At 71.7% G+C, this 24,189-nt stretch carries 14 protein-coding genes; 5 read left to right on the top strand and 9 right to left on the bottom strand.

Features of this window, described 5'->3' with window-relative positions:
• Positions 1-69: 69 nt before the first annotated feature.
• From ACFZAX_RS23020 to ACFZAX_RS23000, 5 genes are all read right to left on the bottom strand, one after another.
• A complete protein-coding gene (locus tag ACFZAX_RS23020; protein WP_390963891.1) occupies positions 70-471 on the bottom strand; it encodes a DUF742 domain-containing protein in 402 nt (133 codons plus the stop codon).
• A gap of 97 nt (positions 472-568) precedes the next feature.
• Complete coding sequence (locus tag ACFZAX_RS23015) at positions 569-1,003, bottom strand: roadblock/LC7 domain-containing protein (RefSeq protein WP_390963815.1); 435 nt, start codon at positions 1,001-1,003, stop codon at positions 569-571.
• A complete protein-coding gene (locus ACFZAX_RS23010; protein WP_390963813.1) occupies positions 1,000-3,696 on the bottom strand; it encodes a nitrate- and nitrite sensing domain-containing protein in 2,697 nt (898 codons plus the stop codon). The genes ACFZAX_RS23015 and ACFZAX_RS23010 overlap by 4 nt, the downstream gene beginning before the upstream one ends.
• Before the next feature lie 55 nt (positions 3,697-3,751).
• Positions 3,752-4,579 (bottom strand): MHYT domain-containing protein, encoded by an 828-nt coding sequence (locus ACFZAX_RS23005; protein ID WP_390963812.1) that lies wholly within the window; start codon positions 4,577-4,579, stop codon positions 3,752-3,754.
• Positions 4,580-4,918: 339 nt separating this feature from the next.
• Positions 4,919-5,824: an oxygenase MpaB family protein gene (locus tag ACFZAX_RS23000; protein WP_390963811.1), complete on the bottom strand. Its 906-nt coding sequence runs from the start codon at positions 5,822-5,824 to the stop codon at positions 4,919-4,921.
• Between the two features lie 192 nt (positions 5,825-6,016).
• Here ACFZAX_RS23000 and ACFZAX_RS22995 point away from each other — a divergent pair, with 192 nt between their 5' ends.
• Positions 6,017-6,835 (top strand): hypothetical protein, encoded by an 819-nt coding sequence (locus tag ACFZAX_RS22995; protein ID WP_390963810.1) that lies wholly within the window; start codon positions 6,017-6,019, stop codon positions 6,833-6,835.
• A gap of 48 nt (positions 6,836-6,883) precedes the next feature.
• Here the strand turns inward: ACFZAX_RS22995 and ACFZAX_RS22990 are convergent, their stop codons facing one another.
• From ACFZAX_RS22990 to ACFZAX_RS22980, 3 genes are all read right to left on the bottom strand, one after another.
• Entirely contained in the window at positions 6,884-7,426 is a 543-nt protein-coding gene (locus tag ACFZAX_RS22990) for an MOSC domain-containing protein (RefSeq protein ID WP_390963890.1), read from the bottom strand.
• Positions 7,423-7,605 (bottom strand): hypothetical protein, encoded by a 183-nt coding sequence (locus ACFZAX_RS22985; RefSeq protein WP_390963809.1) that lies wholly within the window; start codon positions 7,603-7,605, stop codon positions 7,423-7,425. Before ACFZAX_RS22985 ends, ACFZAX_RS22990 begins: the two co-directional genes overlap by 4 nt.
• Positions 7,606-7,705: 100 nt before the next feature.
• Positions 7,706-8,860 carry a fatty acid desaturase gene (locus tag ACFZAX_RS22980; RefSeq protein ID WP_390963808.1) on the bottom strand — a complete coding sequence of 385 codons (1,155 nt, stop codon included), beginning with the start codon at positions 8,858-8,860 and terminating at the stop codon, positions 7,706-7,708.
• Positions 8,861-9,157: 297 nt separating this feature from the next.
• Between ACFZAX_RS22980 and ACFZAX_RS22975 the strand changes: the two genes are divergently transcribed.
• Entirely contained in the window at positions 9,158-9,739 is a 582-nt protein-coding gene (locus ACFZAX_RS22975) for an N-acetylmuramoyl-L-alanine amidase (RefSeq protein ID WP_390963806.1), read from the top strand.
• A gap of 88 nt (positions 9,740-9,827) precedes the next feature.
• On the opposite strand, the gene proP is transcribed toward ACFZAX_RS22975, so the two are convergent.
• Complete coding sequence (proP, locus tag ACFZAX_RS22970; RefSeq protein WP_390963888.1) at positions 9,828-11,321, bottom strand: glycine betaine/L-proline transporter ProP; 1,494 nt, start codon at positions 11,319-11,321, stop codon at positions 9,828-9,830.
• An 815-nt stretch (positions 11,322-12,136) separates the two neighbouring features.
• Here proP and ACFZAX_RS22965 point away from each other — a divergent pair.
• From ACFZAX_RS22965 to ACFZAX_RS22955, 3 genes are all read left to right on the top strand, one after another.
• The gene (locus ACFZAX_RS22965; RefSeq protein ID WP_390963887.1) at positions 12,137-13,006 is read left to right on the top strand and encodes a sterol desaturase family protein; all 870 of its coding nucleotides are present in this window, start codon (positions 12,137-12,139) and stop codon (positions 13,004-13,006) included.
• Between the two features lie 77 nt (positions 13,007-13,083).
• A complete protein-coding gene (locus tag ACFZAX_RS22960; RefSeq protein WP_390963805.1) occupies positions 13,084-22,482 on the top strand; it encodes an amino acid adenylation domain-containing protein in 9,399 nt (3,132 codons plus the stop codon).
• Positions 22,472-24,154, top strand: coding sequence for an FAD-dependent oxidoreductase (locus ACFZAX_RS22955; RefSeq protein WP_390963804.1), 1,683 nt, complete (start codon positions 22,472-22,474; stop codon positions 24,152-24,154). Before ACFZAX_RS22960 ends, ACFZAX_RS22955 begins: the two co-directional genes overlap by 11 nt.
• The last annotated feature ends 35 nt before the right edge of the window (positions 24,155-24,189 follow it).

Raw genomic sequence — 24,189 nt, 5'->3', positions numbered from 1 at the left:
CGGTCCGGGCCATGACACGTCGCCGCACCGGCGGCTTTCCCCGTGTACCCCCCGGCTCACGGGATTCCGTCAGAGCGCCCGCAGTCCGTCGATGACCTCGCGCAGGATGCGTTCGTCGGGCAGCCGCGCGGGCGGGACGGGACGGCGGACCGACACGTGGCCGCCCTCCAGCAGGTCTCCCAGCAGCACCCGCACCACGCCCACCGGGAGATCGGCGTCGGCGGCGAGCTCCGCGACCGACTGGGTCTCGTCCCGGCACAGGGCGAGCAGCGCCCGGTGTTCCGGGCCGAGCATCGTCTCGGCGTCGGGGTCGGACGCGCCGTCGACGACGACCAGCGCGATCAGGTCGAACCGCACCCCGCTCGGGCCCGGTTTCGTACGCCCGCCCGTGACGGCGTACGGGCGCACCAGAGGTCCCGCGTCCGCGTCGTACCACTGGCTTCCGCGCAGGGCGTCCGCGCCGGTGCCCATCTCCCGGTCCCGGTAGGGATCGTGGAACCCGTAGAGCTCCCTGCCGCCGTACGTCGCGTCGGGGTCGTCGGACATTCGCACCGTTTCCTCCCTCCCCTCAGCCCGCGGCGGGGGGCTGTGCGAGCCGTGCCGGCGTACCCAGATGCTCGCCGACCCGCTTGACGAGGCGTGCCATCTCGTACGCGACCAGGCCGATGTCCGCCACGGCGTCACTCAGTACGGCCAGGCAGGAGCCGTTCCCGGCCGCGACGACGAACAGGAACCCGTCGTCCATCTCCACCATGGTCTGACGCACCCCGCCCGCCCCGAAATGGCGGCCGGCGCCCTTGGCCAGGCTGTGGAAGCCGGAGGCGACGGCTGCCAGGTGTTCGGCGTCCTCGCGGCTGAGCACGCTGGAGGCGCCGACCGCCAGGCCGTCGCCGGAGAGGACGACGGCGTGCCGTACCTCCGCGACCCGCTTCACCAGATCGTCCAGCAGCCAGTCGAGTTCGCCCGAGCGGCGGTTCAATTCCGTCCTTCCGTTCGCGATCATCCGGGATCTCCTTCGTCGATGGGGTGGGCCGCCGGGACCGGCGCGGGGGGCGCCGCCGGCGGGCCGGGTGCGTCACCGCTGCCGCGCCGCCACCCGTCCCGGTAGGCCGTCATGCGGTCCCGGACCTGTTCGGGCGTGCGGCCGGCGGGTTCCCCGGCGCCGGTGGTCCGCTGGTCCCGCGGCGCCCGGGCCTGTTCCTCACGGAGCTGGGGCACCAGGTGCGCCTGCCGGACGCGCCGGGGAAGCTCGTCGTCGCCCTCTGGCCGGGGTGCCCGCTCCGGCGGCTCCGCCGCGGCCTGCCTGAGCGGGGTGCAGGGATGGCCGCCCTCGGGCACCCGGCCGGCCGACGGGGTACGGGGCCGCCTCCGGAGTGCGGTGACCGGGGCGTGCGGCGTTTCGGGGGTGTGCTTCCCGGTCTCCCCGGAGTCGGAGCCGGAGTCGGAGCCGGGGTCGGCCACCGCGCCGGGCGGCGGGAAGGGGGGCCGGCGTGCGCGGTCGCCGACCGCCGCGCGAGGCGAGGGCTTCTCGTTCCCGGCGGCCTGCGGAGGGAGTCCGGTCCGGGTCGGGAGAGCGGCGGGCGGGGGAAGCACGCCCGGCTCCGCGTTCTCCGGCTGCTCGTCGTGCAGCAGCGCGGTCGGCAGCAGGACCACGGCGGTGGTGCCGCCGTACGGGGAGGCGCGGAGCCCCACCTTGATCCGGTGGCGGTTGGAGAGGCGGCTCACCACGAAGAGCCCGAGCCGGTCGCTGTCGAAGAGGTCGAGCGCCTCGGACCGCTCGATGCGCTCGTTGGCCCGGGCGAGGATCTCACCGCCCATGCCGAGGCCCCGGTCCTCGATCTCGATCGCGTACCCGTTGCCCACGGGCTCACCGGTGATCCGCACCCTGGTGTGCGGGGGCGAGAACTGGGCGGCGTTCTCGACGAGTTCGGCGAGCAGGTGGGTGAGGTCGGCGACCGCGGCGCCCGTCACGGAGACGTCGGCGAGGCGGCGTACCTCCACGCGGGCGTAGTCCTCGATCTCCGAGACGGCCGCGCGGACGACCTGGGTGAGCGGTACGGGCCTGCGCCAGGCTCGACCGGGGGCCGCGCCGGACAGGATGATCAGGCTCTCGGCATGCCGGCGCATGCGGGTGGTCAGGTGGTCCAGGCGGAAGAGGTCGGCGAGCTCGTTGGGGTCGTCGGCACGCCGTTCCATGCCGTCCAGGAGGTTGAGCTGGCGGTGGACCAGCACCTGGCTGCGACGGGCGAGGTTGACGAAGACCCCGGCGATGCCACTGGCGAGTTCGGCGCGCTCCACCGCTGCGCTGAGAGCCGCGCGGTGCACGATGTCGAGTGCCTCGCCCACCTGGCCGATCTCGTCCGACGACGGTCTGCGCGTCGGGGATTCGGCCTTCACGTCGATCTCCTCGCCCGCCCGCAGGCGCTCCATCGCGCGGGGCAGCTCGCGGCGGGCGATGGCCAGGGCGCCGTCGCGCAGGCTCACCAGCTCCGTGACGAGCCGGCTGCCGATGCGGACGGAGATGACGAGCGCGGCGGCCACGGCGGCGAAGCCGAACAGGACCGCCGCGCCGCCGGGGCTCGTCAGACCGCTCGTCAGCGGGTCCGAACGGCCTGCCACGCGCTCGGACGCGGCGGTTTCGACGGCGCGCAGCCGGGTGAGGACGGGGCCGCCCGCCAGGGACCAGGCGCCGGCCGTCACCGCGCGGGCGGCCTCGGCACCGGGCCGCGCGGCGAGAACCGCGTCCTCGGCGCTCTCCACGGCGCGGTAGGCGCTGTCCGCGGCGACGTCCTGCCAGGCGTCGCGTTCACCGGCGGGCAGGTCGGCGGCGGCTGTCTCCGTGAAGGAACGCCGCGCCTCCACCGCTCCCGTGAACCGGAGCAGCGCCCGGCCGTCGAACGTGCCGGTGCGGGTGGCCACGGCGAGGAGGACGTCCTCGCGGGCCATCATCTCGTGCGCCCTGCCGAGTTCGAGCAGGACGCGCGCCTCGGCGCCGACTCCGGCGTCCTGGATTCCGGTGAGCGCCCCGAGCACCCCGAAGGCGGCGCCGATGGCATCGGTGTAGGCGAGGTAGGCGTTGTCACGGTCGGTGTCGTTGTACTCGCCGGCGTCCGAGGAGGCGCGGAGACGGCTGCGCAGGGCGCCGATACCGTCGGCGCGGGAGAGGAAGACGTCCATGCGGGTGGCGAGACCTGCCGGGAGGCTTCCGGTGTCCGCCACCGTGTGCCCCTCGCCCATGCGCAGCCGGTCGAGCGCCGCGTCGGTGCGGACGGCACGGTTCTGCAGGCTCGCGGCGGCAGCCTCGCCCGGTGCGGCCGCCTGGACGAGTGCCGCCTTCCGCTCGTCCTGGAGCGCGTCGACGGCCTGCCGGACCGGGGTGCGCACCGTCGCGTCCACCCGCTCCGCCTGGCGCAGACGTGCCACCTCCTGGGCGGTGGTGACGGTCGCGAGCCCCCACAGGGCGAGCAGGGACACCACCGGCACCATCAGCAGGGCGAGCACTTTGGCGCGTACGGTACGGGGCCGCAGGGACCAGGTACGCCGGCGTCCGGACGGGTCCTGCGGACGCCGTGAAAAGGCGCCGAGCACGACACGCTCGTCGGCCGGGGGTCCCGCGTGCGCGCGCCTGCCGCGTACCGGGGGTATGGGCCGGTCGTCCTGGGCGCCGGGCGCCTGGGTCGTACGGAGTGGGCGCATGGCCTCCTCGTTCCGGTCGGGGAAGGGGTGGTCGGCGGACGGTGACGACGGCCGGTCAGCGGGTCGCGGCCGTGGAGGGGTCCATGGGGGTGGTGAGCCGGTCGGTGTGCCGGGCTCGTTCGGCCGAGGCGGACACGTAGGCGTCGGTCTCGGTGTCGGCGTCCCGCGCGGTGGGAGAGAGCGCGACGAACGCCGAGGTGAGGAAGAGGTAGGAACCGAGCCCGACGGTGAGGGGGAAGATGAACTGCATGGCCGTGGCCCCGGTCAGGGGTGCGGCGGACGGGGCGACCTCGACGCCGACCGCCAGCATGCCGGTGTAGTGCATGGAGCTGACGGCGGCGCCCATCACGAGGGAGGCGAGCACCACGGCTCCGGGGGTGTGGATGTTGAGGGCCGCCCAGAGCGCCGCGGTGGCGGCGACGACGGCGATCACCACCGAGACCGCGACCATCACGGGGTCGTAGTGGACCACGCCGTGCAGGTGGATGGCGGCCATGCCGAGGTAGTGCATGCTCGCGACACCGGCCCCGGTGGTCAGCCCGCCGGTCAGCAGGGCCCGTTCGCGGTTGCGGCCGTGGCCCACCGCGAAGACGCCGAGCCCGACGACCACCATGGCCACGATCAGGCTGACCAGGGTGAGACCGACGTCGTAGCGGATGTCGGTGCCGGCGACCCCGAAGCCGAGCATGGCGACGAAGTGCATCGTCCAGATGCCGGTGCCGAGCGCGGATGCCGCCGTGAGCAGCCAGTTGCGCCGCGAACGGCCGGTGGTGTGGAGCGCGCGCACGGTGCATCGGAGTCCGAGCGCGGCGCCGGTCGATGCCATCGCGTACGACAGCACGGGTGTCAGCCAGCCGAAGGTTGCGTGGTCCAGGATTCCCATAAATCGGGGACGCTAGCCCGGCGGGAGGTACGTGCCGAGGGCACACTTCGGAATTCATGGAATATGACGGATCGCCGTTCCGAACCGATCGGTGAGTGGCTGATTCTGTCGCCCAAAGTCAGCAAAGAGATGCGGGTATTGTCGCCATGAACCCGCCAAGACCGATCGCACCGCGCGGAGCATCCGCACGTCACACGGCTCGGGGAAGTCTTCCCGGCCCATCGCGAACCCACGCCTCGCACAGCCCTGTTCCGGCCACCGAGCCGCAATCCTGTCCCCATGTCGACAGGGGCGCCGGACGGATACGTGTCCGCGCGGGCGCCGCCCCCGTACGCGGGATCACTCGGCGACGGCGCCATCCGCCGCGCGTCGGTGCGGCACCGGGCAGCCCCGGACCCCTGGTGTGGGGAAGGTGCCGAGCGCGGCCACGTCGTACCCGTCCGGGTAGCCCTTGATCTCCGGGTTCTGGCGGGCGAAGTGCGGCTCGGACCGCGGCGGGAGCAGCCAGAGCGCCCGCGCCCGCAGGCGCAGCACTCCCCTGGTCAGGCCGCGTGCGAAGGCGCTCGGACGCCGGTAGCGAAAGGCGTCGATCAGCGCGTCGTCGAGGAGCGCGAGGCTGGCTGCGCGCAGCAGCGCTGCCAGTGGTGCCGGGTACCAGGAGGCCATCAGGCCCAACGTGGCGTCGGAGACCCTCCTGGCTCCCTCGTCCCACCCGAAGTGGGCGCTCTCGTACGCGTCGAGGGTCTCCTCGAACTCCTCGTAGGTACGGGGCAGATCCTTGATCCCCATGTGCGCGCCGAGCGTCCGGTAGTAGACCGCACAGGCCTGGCGTTCGTGGGCGGACAGCGCGCGCCAGCCGTACGCGTCCAGCCAGCGCTTGGGAACCACGACGAAGGTACAGAGCACGTAGCGCATGTCGTCGTTGCTGATGTCGTAGCTGCGATGCATCGCGTTGATCCGCCGGAGGGCCGTACGGCCTTCCCCGGAGTCGAACCCGTGCTCCACCACGGAGTCGAGCAGGAGCGCCGTGTCGTCGTAGCGCTTCTGGGATCGGTCCGTCAGTTCCGCTGTCGTGGCGAGCAGTCGGCCGATGCTGGGGACGGCGTAGGTGCGGTAGAGGGCGAGTTCGAGGGCGCGGGTGATGTCCCAAGGGAATTCGAGGGTGACGGACAGCCGGTGGATCCGGAGGAAGTCCTCCTCGGGATCGAGACTCTGGATCTCCTTCAGCCGGTCGAATCTCTTCATGCCCGCGTCCCTCCGTCGGTCCGGAGCTCCACTGTAGGGGTGGGGGAAGCGCCCGCGACCGGCCCCTGGGAGCGGCTGGGGGCCCCGGAGTCCGCGATCACCGGTGGTGCGAGGTCTCGACGGCGGGGTTACCGGGTGGTTAGGGTGCGCCGACGCATCCCACGAACGAGTTCCAGGCAAGAGGAGGACACCGTGGCCGGGACGGACGACACGATCGCCGCCGACGACACGTTGTACGTGCTGACCGCGCTTCTGCTGACCCCCGCGAGTTTCCCCGCGGTGCTGGGCGACGACTACCCGGCCGCGTGCCGGTCGCTCTCGCTCGAACCGTACGAGGAGGGGTACGGCCTCGTGCTCGGGCAGGACGGCGCGGGTGCGCGCTGGACCGTGGTGACCGAGGACGCCACCACGGTCGCCGGTGCCATCGCCGCCTGGGACTGCGGCATCGCGTACGAGCTCTCGCCCGACGACCGCACGGTCGTGTGTGCGCTGCCCGGCTGGCCCCTCGCCCTCGCGGTCGCCACGCCCGGAGTGCCCGCGCCCCACGACCCGGAGCCCACCGAGGACGGCTCCGGCGGGAAGTTCCTCCTGACGCCCCCTTCGGAGAGCGCGTGGGGCCCGGAGCAGCGGCGGATGGGGGCCGACGAGATCGCCGCGCGGTGGGCGTCGTGGCGCGAACAGGTCGACGGGACCGGCACCGGAGCGCCCGCAGCCCAGGGGCCGGAGAGCCCGGGGACGAAGCGACACCCCGGCGTGCGCAGGGCGTTGGAGGAGGCCCGCGACTACCTGGACTCGCCTCCGCCGCCGGGACGCATCAGGTCCTCCTTCGCCTCCGCGGACGCCCGGACCCTGCGCGTCGACGGGCCCGGCTGGTCGCTCGTCGCGAGGACCGACGACATGGCCTTCGTCCTGCTGGACGACGAGCCGGGCGAGGTACTGCAGGTGCGACGGGGGGAGCAGCTTCTCGGGCTCCTGGCCGCGCTCGACGCGCTCGCCGCCCGGCCCGCGTAAGGCCTGCGCGGCCGTCGTGCGGGGGCCTCGCCGGTCGGGGACCCGGAGTCAGACCCGGTCGAGGGCCCTGTGCGGCCCGTCGGGGAGCTCGGCCCGGAGGGTGTCTCCGGCTCGCACGGGTCCGCCGTCCACCACCACTCCCATGATCCCGGCCCTGCGGACCACGCGTCCCGCGTCGTCGCGCCCGACGACGCGCTTGAGCAGTCCACTCCGGAAGGCGTCGATCTGGAGGCACGGATTACGCAGGCCGGTGACCTCGACGACGGCCAGGTCCCCGAGGTGCAGCAGGGTGCCCACGGGTAGGGCCAGCAGGTCGAGGCCGTGTGTGGTGACGTTCTCCCCCAGGTCGCCCGGGGCCAGGTCGAAGCCCTCGGCGCGCAGTTCGTCGAAGAGTTCCTGCTGGATCAGGTGGACCTGGCGGAGGTTGGGCCGGGTGGGGTCCTGGGCGACCCTGCTGCGGTGCTTGACGGTGACGCCCGCGTGGACGTCACCTTCGACCCCGTGTCCTGCCCGGAGCGTGATGCTCTCCCGGACCGGCTTGGTGAAGGTGTACTCACCGCTGCTGCTCACCGCCACGACTGTGCCGTTCAGCGTCCTGTCTCCTTGCGTCGTAGGCGCCGGATCCTCCGGCGCTGCGAGGGGTCGAGCAGCAGATAGCCCGCGGTGGGAACCCCGATCAGCACCACGAGAGCCCACCAGAACCCGATGAACGGGATCAGGACGGCCGCCACGACAACTCCCCCGATGGCGATCTTCGCACCGTTCGACATGATCGTGCCTCCTCCGCGGCACGCAGCCGCTTCACCTCCCGCAACGCCTCTACGGCACGTACGGTTCCCCCGCCGGGTGACGCCATGGCCCGCTCCCGGCTCAACGCAGCGGGGCACCCACCTCGTGCATGTGGGACAGGCCCTGGCGGTAGGACTCCACGAGCCCCGTCTCCGTGTACGGCATCCCGATCCGGCGGCAGTACTCCTTGACCAGCGGCTGGGCGAGGCGCAGGTGGGGCCGCGGCATGCTCGGGAAGAGGTGGTGCTCTATCTGGTAGTTCAGCCCGCCGAGGAACCAGTCGGTGAGGACGGCGCCCCGTACGTTGCGCGAGGTGAGGACCTGGCGCTGCAGGTGGCCCCAGCGGTCGCCGTCCGGGTCGGGCATCTCCATGCCCTTGTGGTTCGGGGCGAAGGCCATCCCCAGGTGCAGCCCGAAGAGCGCGTGGAGCACCAGCGCGAAGACGACGGCCTTCCCTACCGGCATGGCGGTGAGGAACAGCGTCGTCCAGAGCGCGAGGTGGGCGACCATCAGCAGTCCGGACAGCACGCCCTCGCGGCCGGGCTGCCGGCGCAGGAACTGGAAGCCGGAGACCTTCAGCGCGATGCCCTCCAGCAGCAGCATGGGAAAGAAGAGGCGTGCCTGGTGGCGGGTGAGCCACCGGGCGAAGCCTTCTCGCTGGGCCGCCTGCTTCTGGGTCCAGACGAGGGCCCCCACGCCGACGTCGGGGTCCTTGTCGATGTGGTTGGGGTTCGCGTGGTGCCGGACGTGCTTGTCGTTCCACCACGCCTCGTTCATGCCGAGGAGGAGGTTCCCGTGGACGAGGCCGATGATCCGGCTCGCTCTGCGGTTGCCGGTGATCTGGGCGTGCCCCGCGTCATGCCCCAGGAAGGCGGTGCGGGTCCACAGGACGGCCAGCGGCACGGCGAGGAGCAGCGTCCACCAGGTGTCGCCGAAAAGTTCGATGCCGGTGGCGACCGCGGCCAGACAGAGCGCGTTCACGGCGATGCCCGCCGCGTACCAGCCGGTGCGCCGGTCCAGCAGCCCCTGCCCCTTGACGGTCTTCAGCAGCGGCGCGAAATCGCTGGCGCCGGGGGTGCCTCCGGTCGGACCCCGCTGGGCGGGCACTGCCTCCGGGGCGGGCCGGGCGCCGAGTCCGGCGGGCCGGGCGCCGTCCGTGTCCGGGGAAGACGGCGCGTCGGAGGCCGTGGCTCGCGCTCCGGACGGGTCGGGGGCGGTGGTGGTCGCCTGGGGCATGGCATCTCCAGCTCTCTGGACGGGTGCGCCTACCCGAAGAAACGTAATGAAGGTGGACACGCGGCAGCCATGACGCCACCATCCCGATGAGCAGGGGGTATTCCCCCTGCTCCCGTGGTGGTGCTGTCCCCCGCACGGCCCGCACGGAACGTCCTGGGCCGCCGTGGCCGGCCGGGGCCCATGGGGAACCGAACGGCCGTTCACCTCGTCGTCCGTGTCGGGGTCCACTCGCCGGAAAGCACGGCTTCCGCCCCGTCCGTGATCCGTCCCCGTCCCCGTCCCCTGGGAGAAGCACCGATGCACCGCAGAAGAATGCTCCAGGCGGCGGCCGGCTCCGCGACGGGCCTTCTTCTCCCGGCTTCCGCGCGCGGGGTGGACGCGCCCTCGGCGGGAACGGACAGCGCGCTGGCCCGCTGGGCGCACGCCTCGACCGCCAACTACACCGTGGCCGGAGGCACCTTGTCCCGGCCGGTCGACCGGGTGGTCGTCCACGTCACCCAGCAGACGTTCACGCAGACGCTCGGCATCTTCCGGGACCCCACGAAGAAGGTGTCGGTCCACTACGTCGTACGGTCCGGCGACGGCTACACCGCCCAGTGCGTACCGGAGCGGGACATCGCCTGGCATGCGGGCAACTGGGACCAGAACGTCCGTTCCGTCGGCATCGAGCACGAAGGCTGGGTGGACCGCCCGGAGTACTTCACCGCGGCGATGTACGAACGGTCCGCGCTGCTCACCGCCGACGTCTGCGACCGCCACGGCATCCCCAGGGACCGTACGCACATCATCGGCCACTACGAGGTGCCGGGGACGGACCACACCGACCCCGGTCCGCTCTGGGACTGGGACCGCTATCTGCGGCTCGTCCGCAGCACCTGAGGGTTCAGGTACCCCCCGCGCGCCGGACCGGGGAGGGGCAACGCCGGACCGGGGAACCGCCCGCGGCCCCTCGTCCGTCCTGCCGCCGTCAGCCCCGTCGCCGCCCGTGGCGCAGCCGGAACCAGACGTCGCGCGCCTGCCTGCCCGCGGTGGTGCGGCTGGCCGACACGAGCCGGTGCGCCTGCTGGCGTGTCTCGACCATGGGTCCGGAGCCGCGCAGCGGCCGGCCAGCCGTCTCGTGGAGGAAGAAGGTGGAGATGAGCCCGATGACGCCCGCCACCATCAGGTAATACGCGGGCACCATGTCGTTTCCGGTGGCCTCCACGAGCCCGGCGGCGAACAACGGGGTGGTTCCGCCGAAGAGCGATACGGAGATGTTGAACGCGATCGAGAGCGCGCCGTACCGGATGCGGGTGGGGAAGAGCGCCGGAAGGGTGGAGGCCGAGGTGCCGGCGAAGCAGACCAGCAGCAGGCCGAGGATCACACAACCGAAGGCCGGGAGCAGGATCCCGCCCTGCCGGATCAGCAGGAACGCCGGGATGGCAAGCGCCACCAGGGCCACGCTCCCCGCCATGAACACCGGCCGCCGGCCCCACCGGTCGGAGCTGCGGCCGACGGTGGTGATGGTCAGGACGACCAGCAGCATGGTGCCGAGGACGAGCAGTTGCGAGGTGGTCTCGGGTTCGCCCAGGGTCTCGGACATGTAGGTCGGGAGATAGGACGTGACCATGTAGTTGGTGACGTTGTACAGGAGCACCAGGCCCATGCAGATCAGCACGGCCTCCCAGTGCTCGGTGAAGATCTCCTTGAGCCGGCCCTTGCCCGACTGCCTGGCTTCCTCCACCGGTCCCGCATCCGCCAGGGCCTCGGCCTGTTCCTCCTCCTGCCGCTGGAAGACGGGGGTCTCCTCCAGCTTCATACGCATGTAGAGGCCGATCAGCCCCAGTGGTCCGGCGACGTAGAAGGGGATGCGCCAGCCCCAGTCGGTCAGCCCGTCGGTACCGAGGACCGCGGTGAGCACAGTGACCAGGCCGGAGCCGAGCGAGTATCCGACGAACGTGCCGAAGTCCAGCCAGCTGCCCAGGAGCCCGCGCCGCTTGTCGGGGGCGTATTCGGCGATGTACGTGGTCGCTCCGGCGTACTCCCCGCCCGTGGAGAAGCCCTGCACGAGCCGGCACACCAGGAGCAGCAGGGGGGCCGCGAAGCCGACGGCCGCGTAGGTGGGGAGGAAACCGACGGCGAAGGTGCTCGCCGCCATCATGATCATGGTGATCGCGAGGACCTTCTGCCGTCCCACCCGGTCCCCGAGCGGACCGAAGACGAGTCCGCCCAGCGGCCGCACCAGGAACGCGGCGGCGAAGGTGGCGAAGGTCGACACCACCTGGGCTCCGGGCGAACTGGACGGGAAGAACACCTTGCCCAGCGTTCCGGCCAGATAGGCGTAGACGCCGAAGTCGAACCACTCCATGGTGTTGCCGAGTGCTGCGGCCGTGACCGCCCGGCGCACCTTCGGCGGATCGGTGACGGTGACGTCCTCGGCACGGATCGCCTTCTTGCGGCGGCGTACGACCGTGCGCATCATGCGGTCCACGGCCTGGGTGTCGTGCCGGGGCCGCCCTCCCGGCTGTTTCCTGGATCCGGCCATGCGTCCGCCCCTTTCCGAGGGCTCTCGGCGTCTCACCTTCCGCGGCCCGTCACCCGGACAGAGGACTGAAGATCATCGGTGCCTCCGAGTCTGGGGCAACCGCCCGCCGGAAGCCTCCCGGACGGCCCGCACGGGTGACGTCCGCCCAGGGAGGGCCGGCAGCGGCCCCGGTCGCTCCGTCCTCACCGCGACCGCGGGTGGCCGCATCACCCGTGACCACCGGCGGCCTTTCGGGCACGCACACCATTCCCAGCCGATCCATAAAAACGATTTTCCGAATACTGCATAAAAACGCCAACATGACTAAGTCACTCACATCGGCGACAGACACCCGGCCCCTATTCCCCGCCTACAGGAGTCGCTGTTCAATGACCATGAGGCCGACTACGGCACTCCGGGGGACAAGCTCAATTCACCGTCGGTCGAGGATTGAATCCGCAGGAAGCGGAAAAGAATCAACCGAGCTCGCACAGGGTGAAAAAGGAGAGGCGACCAGACAGGTCTCCGGATCCGCGGAAACAACTTTCCGCCGCCCATGTCGCCGACTTTCGCACGGGCGCCACCACAGACGAACAGCGCACCCACTCGTACACCCCCCTGAGACTTCCGCGTGCATTCGACGGCCGCACCCACCTGCAATGGCGCAGGACTCGAGGCTGATTCCGTATTCCTACGGAGGATTTCAGGTGCACGAAAACGAATGGCCCACCGATGACACCGTCCGCTCCACAGCGACCCCGCCGCAGCCCACCATCCTTCCGCTCGGGCGACGCGCGCTCAGTTCTCTCGCCTATCCGGTACTCCTGACGGCCACCCTGCTGGTGGCGACAGCGGCCCTGCTGTGGGACTGGCACCCCGAACGAGTGAGTCCCCTTTTCCTCGTCGGCACCCTGATGTATCTGACCGTCCTCGAAAGACTGATTCCGCACCGACGCGACTGGCACCCCGACGGCGCCGAATGGCGTTGGTACGGCGTCTACTTCCTGCTGACCATGGCCGGGAGCACGCTGGCACAGTTCTCGGTCACGGCGGCGGTGGGGAGAATCTCTCCGGCCGATCCGGCGCTCCCCCTGGGAGCCGAGATACCGGCCGCGCTGCTGAGCGGTTCGCTCGCCGGCTATCTGGTCCACCGGCTGGGGCACACCAACCCCGTTCTGTGGCGGTTGCACGGGGTCCACCACGTCCCGCAGAAGGTCAATGTCGCCAACAACGGCGTCAACCACGTCCTCGACATCGTCCTCGCCCAGGGCGTCGTGCAACTCACCCTGGCACTCGCCGGGTTCTCCCAGCGGTCCGTGCTCGCGACGGGGCTCTTCGTCGCCGCACAGGGCTACTTCGTCCACGCCAACATCGACGTGCGGATCGGCCGGCTCAACCACGTCCTGGCAAGCCCGGAACAGCACCGCCTGCACCACAGCACGGATCTCGCGGAAGCGGGCCACTACGGCTCCGACCTGTCCTGCTGGGACCACCTCTTCGGAAGTTTCACCTGGCGTCCCGGCCGTGAGCCGGCCGCCGTCGGGCTCAGCGATCCCACGTCGTTTCCCGGGACCGGCGAGATCCTCGGCAGTCTCTTCCGTCCGTGGCGCCGCGCGAAGCGGCCCGGGGACGGCATCGCCTGAAGGGGCCTTCGGGCCCCGCACCGCTGACTCGGTCGCCGCCCGTGGCAGCGCGACCACTTGATGAGGAGTGTGCGAACTTGGCTGACGCGACCAACGACGTTTCGACGGGCAAAATCGCGATCATCGGCATCGGCTGCCGCTTGCCCGGCGGAGCTTCGGACCACCGTGCTTTCTGGCAGAACCTGTTGGACGGCAAGGACTGCGTCACCCCCACGCCGCCGGACCGCTACGACGTCACGACCCACCGGAGCGGTCACCGGGACAAGCCCGGCCGGCTGGTGGGCGGCCGGGGCGGATACATCGACGGCTTCGACGAGTTCGAACCCGCCTTCTTCGGCATCAGCCGTCGCGAGGCCGACCACATGGACCCCCAGCAGCGCAAGCTTCTGGAGGTGGCCTGGGAGGCCCTCGAGGACGGCGGCCAGCGGCCGGCGGATCTGGCGGGCAGCAACACCGCCGTGTACGTCGGCGCGTTCACGCTCGACTACAAGATCCTGCAGTTCGCCGACCTGAGCTTCGAGACGCTCGCCGCCCACACCGCCACCGGCACCATGATGACGATGGTCTCCAACCGGATCTCGCACTCCTTCGACTTCCGGGGACCCAGCCTCTCCGTCGACACCGCGTGCAGCTCCTCCCTGGTCGCCGTACACCTGGCCTGCCAGAGCCTGAAGCGCGGGGAGAGCGATCTGGCGCTCGCCGGCGGCGTGCTGCTGCACATGGCGCCGCAGTACACCGTCGCGGAGTCCAAGGGCGGGTTCCTGTCACCCGAGGGCCGTTCCCGCACGTTCGACGCCCAGGCGGACGGATACGTACGCGCCGAGGGGGTCGGCCTGGTGGCGCTGAAGCGCCTGGAGGACGCGGTACGGGACGGGGACCCGATCCACGCGGTGGTCCTGGGCAGCGGAGTCAACCAGGACGGCCGGACCAATGGCATAACCGTCCCCAACGGAGATGCCCAGGTCTCCCTCGTGCGGCAGGTCTGCGCCGAGGCCGGCATCACCCCGGGCGATCTGCAGTACATGGAGGCACACGGCACGTCCACGCCCGTGGGCGACCCGATCGAGGCCAACGCCCTCTCGCGCGCCCTGGCCATCGGGCGTGCCCCCGGCGCTCCTTGCTACGTCGGTTCCGTGAAGGCGAACATCGGCCACACCGAATCGGCCGCCGGAATCGCCGGACTGATCAAGACGGCACTCTCGATCAAGCACCGCACCATCCCGCCGCACATCAATCTCGAACGCGTCAACCCGGCCATCGACCGGGACTCCTCGCCGTACGAGATCCCCGACCGGGTCACCCCGTGGCCCGCCCACGAGGGACCGGCGCGGGCCGGTGTGAACTCCTTCGGCTTCGGCGGCACCAACGCGCACCTCGTCCTGGAGGAGGCGCCGGAGCGTGCCCCCGCCCACCCGGTGTCCTGCGCACCGGAGCGCGGCTGGAACATCCTCCCGCTGACCGCACGCCACCCCGACGCGCTCGTTCGGATCGCGGAGGGCGTCCGCGGCGAGCTCGCGGGCGAGCGGGGCCCGGCGGTCTCCCTCGCCGATCTCGGCCACACCCTGGCGCTCCGGCGCCAGCACCTGGAGTCCCGGCTGTCCGTGGTCCACTCCTCGCGGGAGTCCCTGGACCAGGCCCTGGCCGCCTACCTCCGGGGGGAAGCACACCCCCGGGTGGTGCAGTCGAAGCAGCTGGACCCCCAGGACGGCCGCCTGGTCCAGGTGTTCACCGGCATGGGCCCCCAGTGGTGGGGCATGGGGCGCGGTCTGCTGGCGAGCGAGCCCGTGTTCCGGGACGCGGTCGCCGCGTGCGACCGGGAGATCAGGAGGATCGCGGGCTGGTCCCTTCTCGACGAGATGGCGGCCGACGAGGACCGGTCCCGGATGGCGGAGACCTGGCTGGCGCAGCCGGCCAACTTCGCGGTGCAGATCGGGCTCGCGGCCCTGTGGCGTTCGTACGGCGTGCGCCCGGACGCGGTCGTGGGGCACAGCACCGGCGAGATCGCGGCCTTCTACGAGGCAGGCGTCTACTCCCTGCAGGACGCGGTCGCGATCGCCGTCCACCGCAGCCGCCTCCAGCACACCCTGGCCGGGGCCGGCACCATGCTCGCCGTCGGGCTGCCGGAGGACGAGGCGGAGCGGCGGGTGCGGCCCTTCGGGTCGCGAATCTCGGTGGCGGCCGTCAACAGCCCGGCCTCGGTCACCCTGGCCGGGGACGAGGAGGCGCTCACCGCGCTGGCGGAGTCGCTGCGGGCCGAAGAGATCTTCGTCAAGTTCCTTGCGGTCGAAGTTCCCTACCACAGCGCCGCGATGGACCGGATCAAGGACGAGCTGCTGGACTCCCTCGCGGACATCACGCCCCGCCCGGCACGCGTTCCCCTCTACCTCACCGGTCTGGACGGGGTCGCCGAGGGCACCGAACTGGACGCGGGGTACTGGTGGAAGAACGTCCGTGACCGGGTGCGTTTCCGCGGCGCCGTGGACCGCCTCGCCGACGACGGCTACCGGCTCTTCCTCGAGGTCGGGCCGCACCCGGTGCTCGGGCACGCGATCCGCGAATGCCTGGAGGCCGGCGGCCGGACAGCCGTCTCCGTGCCCTCGGTCCGCCGCGCGGAGGACGAGAACGAGCGCTTCGCCCTCTCCCTCGCCACCCTGCACAACCTCGGCGTCCCCATCGCGTGGGACGTGCTCCACCCCGCGGGCGAGACGGTTCCGCTGCCCCGTTATCCCTGGCGGCGCGACCGTCACTGGACGGAGCCCAGCTCCGTCGCCCAGGTCAGGCTCGGCCTGCTCGACCACCCACTGCTGGGGCGCCGGACCAGTCATGCCGAACCCACCTGGCAGTCCCGGCTCGACACCGAGACCCTGCCGTACCTCGCCGACCACCGCATCCAGGACACCGTGGTCTTCCCCGCCGCCGGCTACCTGGAGATGGCGACCCAGGCCGTACGGACCCTCACCGGGGGCACCCATGTGGTGCTCGCCGACATCGCGCTGCGCAAGGCGCTCTTCCTCGCGGAGGACGAGGCGAGGACCGTCCAGCTCTCCGTGTCCCTGGAGGACGGGGACTTCACGATCGCGTCCGCGCCCGCCGGCCCGGACGCGGAGCGCGCCGTGCACGCGAGCGGAGTGGTCCGCTCCGCACAGCGGCGCTCGGCCGGACCGGCGCTGGACGCCGAGGCGGTCCGAGGACGGAGTACGCACCGGCTCGGTGCCGAGGAGTGCTATGCCGGACTCGCCGCCCTGGGCTACCACTACGGCCCCGCCTTCCAAGCCATCCGGGAGGTCTGGATCGGTACCGGCGAAGTGCTGGCACGGATCGTTCCGACGGCTCCGATCGGCGACGACGCCTCCCGCCACCACATTCATCCGACTTTGCTGGACGCCTGCTTCCAGAGCCTGCTGACGCCCCAGATCCTGGCGGCGGACACGCCCTCGCCCGGCACCGGAATCCGGCTGCCGCTCTCGCTCGACGAGATGAGCCTCTCCCCCGTCGGCGACCGGCCGCTCTGGGTGCACGGCACGGTGTCGCGCAGCGACGGCGACGAACTCGTCGGCGACCTCGCGCTGTACGCGGAGGACGGCACGGCGCTCGGGTTTTTACGCGGATTCCGCGCCGCCGACGTGGAGAGGGCGTCGGCCGCCGTCTCGCGGAGCACCATCGACTCCTGGCTCGCCGAACCAGCCTGGATCGATCGCCCGTGGGACGAGGCCCCCGAGGACGGCGCCGCCGCGGTGGGGGCCGGTGGCCAGGACTGGCTGGTCCTCGCGGACGGCCGCGGCCTCGGGGACGCCTTCGCCGATCTGGTGACCGCGCGGGGCGACCGCTGCCGTGTGGTACGGGCGGACACGTCGCAGGGGCGGCCGGTCCGGGACGGTGAGTTCGCCGTCGCGCCGGAGTCCGCCGAGCATCTGGAGCGGCTCTTCGCCGATCTGGACCGGGACGGCACCCCCTTCGCGGGCACCGTCGTCCACCTGTGGAACCTCGACCTGCCGGAGCTCCCGGCCTGTGAACGCAAGGGCCTGGCACGGGCGGCCGGAACCGGCGCCTACTCCCTGGTCGCGCTCGCCCGTATTCTCGCCGCACGGCGTATCGGCGGCCGGCTCCACGTCGTCACCCGGGGCGCGCAGCCCGTGTCACCGGGCGAGACGGTCGAGCCGCTCGCGGCCCCGGCCTGGGGCGTCACGCGGGTGCTGCGCCACCAGGAGCTGGTCGGACACCGCGGCAAGCTGGTCGACCTGGATCCGGCGCGGGAACCCGGCGCGGCCGGTCTCCGGGCCGATGCCGAGGCCCTGCTGCGCGAGTTCCTGACCGACGACGAGGAGGAGATCGGTCTGCGGGGCGACCGCCGCGCGACCAGTCGCCTCCGTCCCGCCGAGGGGCTGACCAGACCTCTGCCGCTGAGACTGCGCGCGGACGGGAGTTATCTGGTCACCGGTGCGTTCGGGGCGCTGGGCCGGCTCCTGTGCCGGACCCTCGTGAAGCGGGGAGCCCGCCGGCTGATTTTGATGGGCCGCACCCCGGTACCGCCGCGTCAGGAGTGGGCCGCCGCCGACCCGGCCACCGCCGTCGGCCGGGCCGTCGCGCTCCTGCGCGAACTGGACGCCCTCGGCGCTCAGCCGGTCCTGGCACCGGTGGACGTGACCGACGAGGACGCGCTCACCGGCTGGCTCGACACGTACCGGCGCCGGGGCGGCGCCCCGGTGCGCGGCGTGTTCCATCTCGCCGGACAGGTGCGCGACACACTCGTCGCGGAGATGGACCGGACCACCTTCGACGCGGTGCTGGACCCGAAGGTCATGGGTGCCTACCTGCTCGACCGGCATCTGCGGGACGAGCCGCTCGACCACTTCGTGCTCTTCGCCTCGATCGCCTCGCTGCTGACGACCGCCGGCCAGACCAACTACGCCGCGGGCAACGCCTTCCTTGACGCGCTGGCGCACCGGCGGCGTGCCCAGGGGCTGCCCGCGCTGAGTCTGGACTGGGGTCCGTGGGCGACCGGCATGATCGAGGAGCTCGGTCTGGTCGACCACTATCTGCACAGCCGGGGCATGAGCTCGTTGTCCCCGGACGCCGGGATGAGTGTGCTGGAGCGGGTCATCGGGCAGGACCGGGCCCAGTTGCTGGTCGCGACCGTCGTCGACTGGCCGACGTTCCTGGCTTGGTACGACTCGCCTCCCCCGCTGGTCTCCGAGCTCGCCGCGACCGCCCGTGAGCAGGTGGCGGAGGAGGGCAACGGCTTCCTCGACACCTTCCGGCGCGCCGGGGAGGCGGAGCGCCGGGCCCTGGTGGTCGAGCGGTTCACCTCGCTCATCGCCACCGTGCTGCGTACGGCGCAGGAGGAGATCGACCCGTCCGGCGGCCTCGGTGGCCTGGGGCTCGACTCACTGCTGGCGATGGAGCTCCGTGCCCGGGTGCAGGCGGATCTGGGCATCGCGCTGCCGGTGGTCGCGCTGCTGAGCGGCACCCCTGTCGGCCAGTTGGCCGACCAGTTGTACCAGGGGCTGCTGGAACGCGTGGCGGCGGACGCCGCCGGGGACGGCGAAGCGGCGAGCGCCGTGGAGGTGTTCACCGACGAGCGCAGTCACCCGCTGACCCAGAACCAGAAGGCGCTGTGGTTCCTCAAGCAGCTCAACCCCGACGGGTACGCGTACAACATCGGCGGCGCGGTGGAGGTGCGCGCCGAAATCGAACCGGACCTGATGTTCGAGGCCGTGCGCCGGCTCATCGCCCGGCACCCCGCGCTGCGCACCAACTTCCACCTGGAGGACGGGCAGCCGGTGCAGCGGACGACGTCCGGGGCGGAGCCCGACCTCGCCCTCTTCGACGTCCAGGGACAGGAGTGGGAGGAGATCCGGCGGACGATCATCCGCGAGTACCGCAAGCCGTACGACCTCGAACGCGACCCGCTGGTGCGGTTCCGCCTCTTCAAGCGTGAGCCGGGCCGCTGGGTCATCATGAAGGCGGTCCACCACATCGTCTCGGACGCGATCTCGACCTTCACCTTCATCGAGGAACTGCTCGCTGTCCACGAGTCCCTGAAGCAGGGGCGGGAGCCCGCGCTGCCGCCGGTGGGCGCGCGGTACCTCGACTTCCTCAACCAGCAGAACCGCTTCCTGGCGAGCCGGGAGGCCGGCGCGATGCTGGAGTACTGGCGGTCGCACCTGCCCGCCGAGGTCCCCCTGCTGGACCTGCCGGTGGACGGGGCGCGCCCGGCCGTGCAGACGCACAACGGCGCCTCCGAGTTCTTCGTCCTGGACGACGGCCTCAGCGCCCGGGTGCACGCCTTGGCGCAGCAGCACGGGGTGACCCCGTTCATGGTGCTGCTGAGCGCGTACTACGTCCTCCTGCACCGCTACTCCGGCCAGGACCACGTCGTGGTCGGGAGCCCGGTGACCGGCCGGACCCAGCAGGAGTTCTCCTCCGTCTACGGCTACTTCGTCAATCCGCTCCCGCTGCACGCGGACCTCTCGGGCGCGCCCACGGTCGCCGAGCTGCTGGAGCAGGTCCGCTCCACCGTGCTGAACGGCCTGGACAACCAGGAGTACCCGTTCGTGCTGCTGGTCGAGGAGCTGGGGCTCCAGCACGACCCGAGCCGCTCCGCCGTGTTCCAGGCGATGTTCATCCTGCTCACCCACAAGGTGGCCACCGAGCAGTACGGCTACCGGCTGGAGTACATCGAACTCCCCGAGGAGGAGGGACAGTTCGACCTGACCCTGTCGGCGTACGAGGACGAGGCGGAGGGGCGCTTCCACTGTGTGCTGAAGTACAACTCCGACCTCTTCCGGCTGGCGACCGTCCGCCGGATGGCCTCGCACTACGTCCAGTTGCTGGAGAGCATGACCCGTGCGGCGGCGGACCTGCCGACGCCCCGGCTGGAGATGCTGGAAGCCCAGGAGCGTGAGCGGCTGGTGGGCGAGTGGAGCGGCGCCCGCGCGCTGCCGGCCCGCACCGGGCCGGCAGCGGCCGGCGCCCGCCCGGTCCACCGGCTGATCGAGGAGGCCGCCGCCGCCCGGCCCGACGCGGTCGCCGTCTCGGTGCCCTCCCTGTCCGGGGAGACGGAACGGATGACCTACGGCGAGCTGGACCGCCGGGCCGACGCGCGGGCGCGGCGCCTGCGCGACCTGGGGGTCACCACCGGGTCGGTCGTCGGGGTCTGCCTGGACAAGTCGCCGGAGCTGATCGTCACGCTGCTCGCCGTGCTGAAGTCGGGAGGCGCCTACCTTCCGGTCCATCCGGACCAGCCGGCGGACCGGGTCGCGCACGTGCTGGACCGCGCCGAGGCCGCTCTGCTGGTCGTCGAGAACGCGCGCGCCCCGTGGGCGGAGGGCCTGCCCGTCCCCGTGACGACCCTGGACGGTCTGCGCGGCACGGAGTCGGACGGACCGGCTCCGCGGCTGGAAACGGACCCGGACGCCCCGGCCTACGTGATCAACACCTCGGGCTCCACCGGCCGCCCCAAGGCGGTCCGGGTGAGCCACCGGAGCCTGGCCTCGGCGTACGCCGCATGGCTGCGGGAGTACCGGCTCGACGGTTCGGGCGTCCATCTCCAGATGGCGGAGCCCTCGTTCGACGTGTTCACCGGCGACCTGGTGCGGGCCCTGTGCTCGGGAGGGAGCCTCGTGCTGGCCGACCGGGACCTGATCTTCGACACGCCCCGGCTGTACCGCACCATGCGGAGCGAGCGGGTGGACTGCGCGGAGTTCGTCCCCGCCGTGGTGCGGGGTCTGATGGACCACTGCGCGCGGGAGGGCGCACGGCTCGACTTCCTCCGGCTCCTGGTGGTCGGTTCGGACGCCTGGAAGGTCGCGGAGTACACCCGGCTGCGCGGGCTCTGCGGGCCCGGGACCCGGGTGATCAACTCCTACGGTCTCACCGAGGCCACGATCGACAGCGCCTTCTTCGAGGGGCCCGCCGACGACCTGGAACCGGGGCTGATGGTGCCGATCGGCCGCCCGCTGCCCAACAGCACGCTCCATGTCCTCGACGCGCACGGTGAACCGGTGCCGCCGGGTGTGCCGGGCGAGCTGTGGATCGGGGGCGAGGGTGTGGCCCTGGGGTACGCCGGCGACCCGGAGCAGACCGCGGCGCGTTTCGTCACCCGGCGACTGAGCCGGGAGTCCGGGGCGCCGCCGGAGCGCCTGTACCGGACCGGGGACCTGGCGCGCTGGGACACCGAGGGCAGGGTGCACCTCCTCGGGCGCGGCGACCACCAGGTCAAGCTGCGGGGCCACCGGATCGAGATCGGTGAGATCGAGGCGCATCTGGCGGGCTGGCCGGGTCTCGCCCGGGCGGTGGTGGCCGTCCGCCCGGACGCCGCCGGGGACGCCACGCTCTGCGCGTACTGCGTGGCGGAGCCGGGGGCAGTGCTCGACCGGCGGGCCCTGCGCCGCCATCTCGCGGGCGCCCTGCCCTCGTACATGGTGCCCTCGCACGTCACCGAACTCGACGCGCTGCCGCTCACCCCGCACGGGAAGGTCGACGTCACAGCGCTGCCGGTGCCGGTGAGCGGGGACCGGCAGCAGTCGTACGAAGCGCCGGTGACCCTGTACGAGGTGAGCATGGCCCGGCACTGGGGGTCCCTGCTCGGGACGGAGCGGGCGGGGCTCGGGGACGACTTCTTCGAGTCCGGAGGGAGTTCCATCAAGCTGATCGAGCTGCTCCACCATCTGCGCACCGAGTTCGGCGTCAGCATCCCGGTCAGCCGGCTCTACCAGGTCACCACGCTGCACGGCATGGCCGCGGCGGTGGAAGAGCGTGTCAACAGCACGTCCGCCGAGGAGCTCCCCTGTCTGACCTTCAACCCCGGCCCGGGCCGGCCCGTGTTCTGCTTCCCTCCGGCGGGCGGCCACGGCCTGGTCTACCGGGGTCTCGCGGAGCAGCTCGCCCGGCACCAGTACCGCACCGTCGCCTTCAACTACGTGCCGGGCGACGACAAGGTGGCCCGCTACGCGGACCTGGTGGAGTCCGTCGAACCGGACGGCTCCTGCCTGCTGCTCGGCTACTCGCTCGGCGGCAACCTCGCGTTCGAGGTGGCGAAGGAGCTGGAGTCGAGAGGCCGCGAGGTGGACCGGGTGGTGGTGCTCGACTCCCGCCGCATCATGGAGACGTACGAGCCGGGAGAGGAAGGGATCAAGACCTTCGAGGCGGAGCTGGGCCGCCACATCCATCTGCACACGGGCTCGGAGGTCGTCACCCGGACCGTTCTCGAACACGCCGCGGAGTACCTGGAGTTCTGCGGCCGGACGCCCAACACGGGGACGGTGGACGCCCTGGTGGGCGTGGTGACGGACGAGGAGAAGGCCGGCCTCTACGCGGCCGGCGCCCCCGGTGCCTGGCACGGCAGTTCCACCACCGGGACGCGCGTCCTGAGGGGTTCCGGGACCCACGCCGACATGCTCGATGCCAAGCACCTGTCCCGCAACGCCGAGCTGGTGCGCGCCCTGCTGACGGGAGAGGACGGCCATGCGGGATGAGGCAGGCTCCGACTGGAGCCGACGGGAGCGCGTTCCTGGCAGCAAACCCCGCGTCATCATCGTCGGCGCGGGAGTGGCGGGGCTGTCGACCGGCGTGTACGCGCAGATGAGCGGGGCCCGCACCAGGATCTTCGAAAAACACGTGCTGCCCGGGGGCTGCTGCACGGCCTGGTCCCGGGACGGCTACATCTTCGACTACTGCATCGAGTGGCTGATCGGCACGGCCGCCGGCAACGACGCAAACCAGGTGTGGCGTGAACTGGGCGCGCTGGACGGCAAGTCGATCACCAACTTCGAACTGTTCAACAAGGTGGTCGACGAGAACGGCCGGTCGGTCACCTTCTGGAACGACCCGGACCGGCTGGAGGAGCACCTGACCGGTGTGTCCCCGGCGGACGCCCGGCTGATCCACTCGTTCTGCCGAGACCTGCGACGGTTCACGAAGATCGAGCTGTATCCCTTCCTGACCGCACCCGCCCTGCGGACCGTACGGGAGAGGGCGGCGACGCTGCGCACGGTGCTGCCGGCGTTCCGCCTCTTCTGGCGGACGGCCGCCACGCCGATGCACCGGTTCGCCGACCGGTTCGAGGACCCGCTGCTGCGAAGGGCGTTCCGGAACATCTTCTTCCAGGATCCGGAGGGCTTCCCGCTCCTGCCGTACCTCTTCAACATGGCCAGCGCCTACCACGGCAACGCGGGCTTCCCCCAGGGCGGTTCGCTCGGGCTCGCGCGGTCGGTGGAGGAGCGGTACACGGGGCTCGGCGGGACGGTCACCTACCGGGCCCGCACCGAGAAGGTGCTGGTGGAGAACGGACGGGCGATCGGGGTCGAACTCCGCAACGGCAGGCGGTACTACGCCGACCACGTCGTCTCCGCCTGCGACGGGCTCACCACGATCCAGGGGCTGCTGGAGGGACGCTGGACCAGTCCGAGAATCGACCGGCTCTACGGGGAGCTGCTGGAGAAGCCGGGGACCCTCTTCCCCGCGGTGGTCTCGGCCTTCGTCGGGATCCAGGGTCCCCTCCCGGCGGAGGACGCCCACAGCACCACGTACCTGTTGAAGCCCGAGGACGCCGCCCGGCTCCCGGGCGCCCTGCAGAACAGCCTGGTGGTCCAGTTGAGGTCCCGCTACTCCGACGGGTTCGCCCCTCCCGGCAAGTCGGTGGTGCACTGCACCTATTTCAGCGACTACGCCCACTGGCAGGAGCTGCGCCGCAGCGACCGCAAGGCGTACCGGGCGCAGAAGCAGCAGGTAGCCGATTTCGTGCGGGGCTTCCTGGTGCGGCGGTGGCCGGACGCTGCCGAGCGCATCGAGCTGGTGGACGTGGCTTCGCCGGCCACGACCCGGCGGTACACCGGCAACCACAACGGTTCGATCCTGGCCTGGAAGGCGTTCTCGGACGCCGACGACGTGGCGTCCGATCTGGTCGGCAAGGACCGGATGCGGCTTCCCGGGCTCAGTGGTTTCTCCATGGCCGGTCAGTGGGTCGGCATGGGCGGCCTGATCCGTGCCGCGTCCACCGGCCGGTTCGCCGCGCAGTACCTCTGTGAGGAGCTGGGCATCCCGTTCAGGGCGTGGGAGAGCACTCCCTCCGGTCCCTGGCACATCGGCAAGCTGGGGCGGCTGCCGCAGCTCGACCGGTGGACCGCCAAGGAGGGCACCGGCGCGTGACGACCGAGGAAGGCAGGCCCATGGCCCGTTCACCG

The sequence above is a fragment of the Streptomyces sp. NPDC008125 genome (assembly GCF_042957125.1).
In the GTDB taxonomy this organism is placed as follows: domain Bacteria; phylum Actinomycetota; class Actinomycetes; order Streptomycetales; family Streptomycetaceae; genus Streptomyces.
The sequence above is the reverse complement of the archived record's forward strand: the minus strand, read 5'-3'. Positions and strand labels throughout refer to the sequence as shown.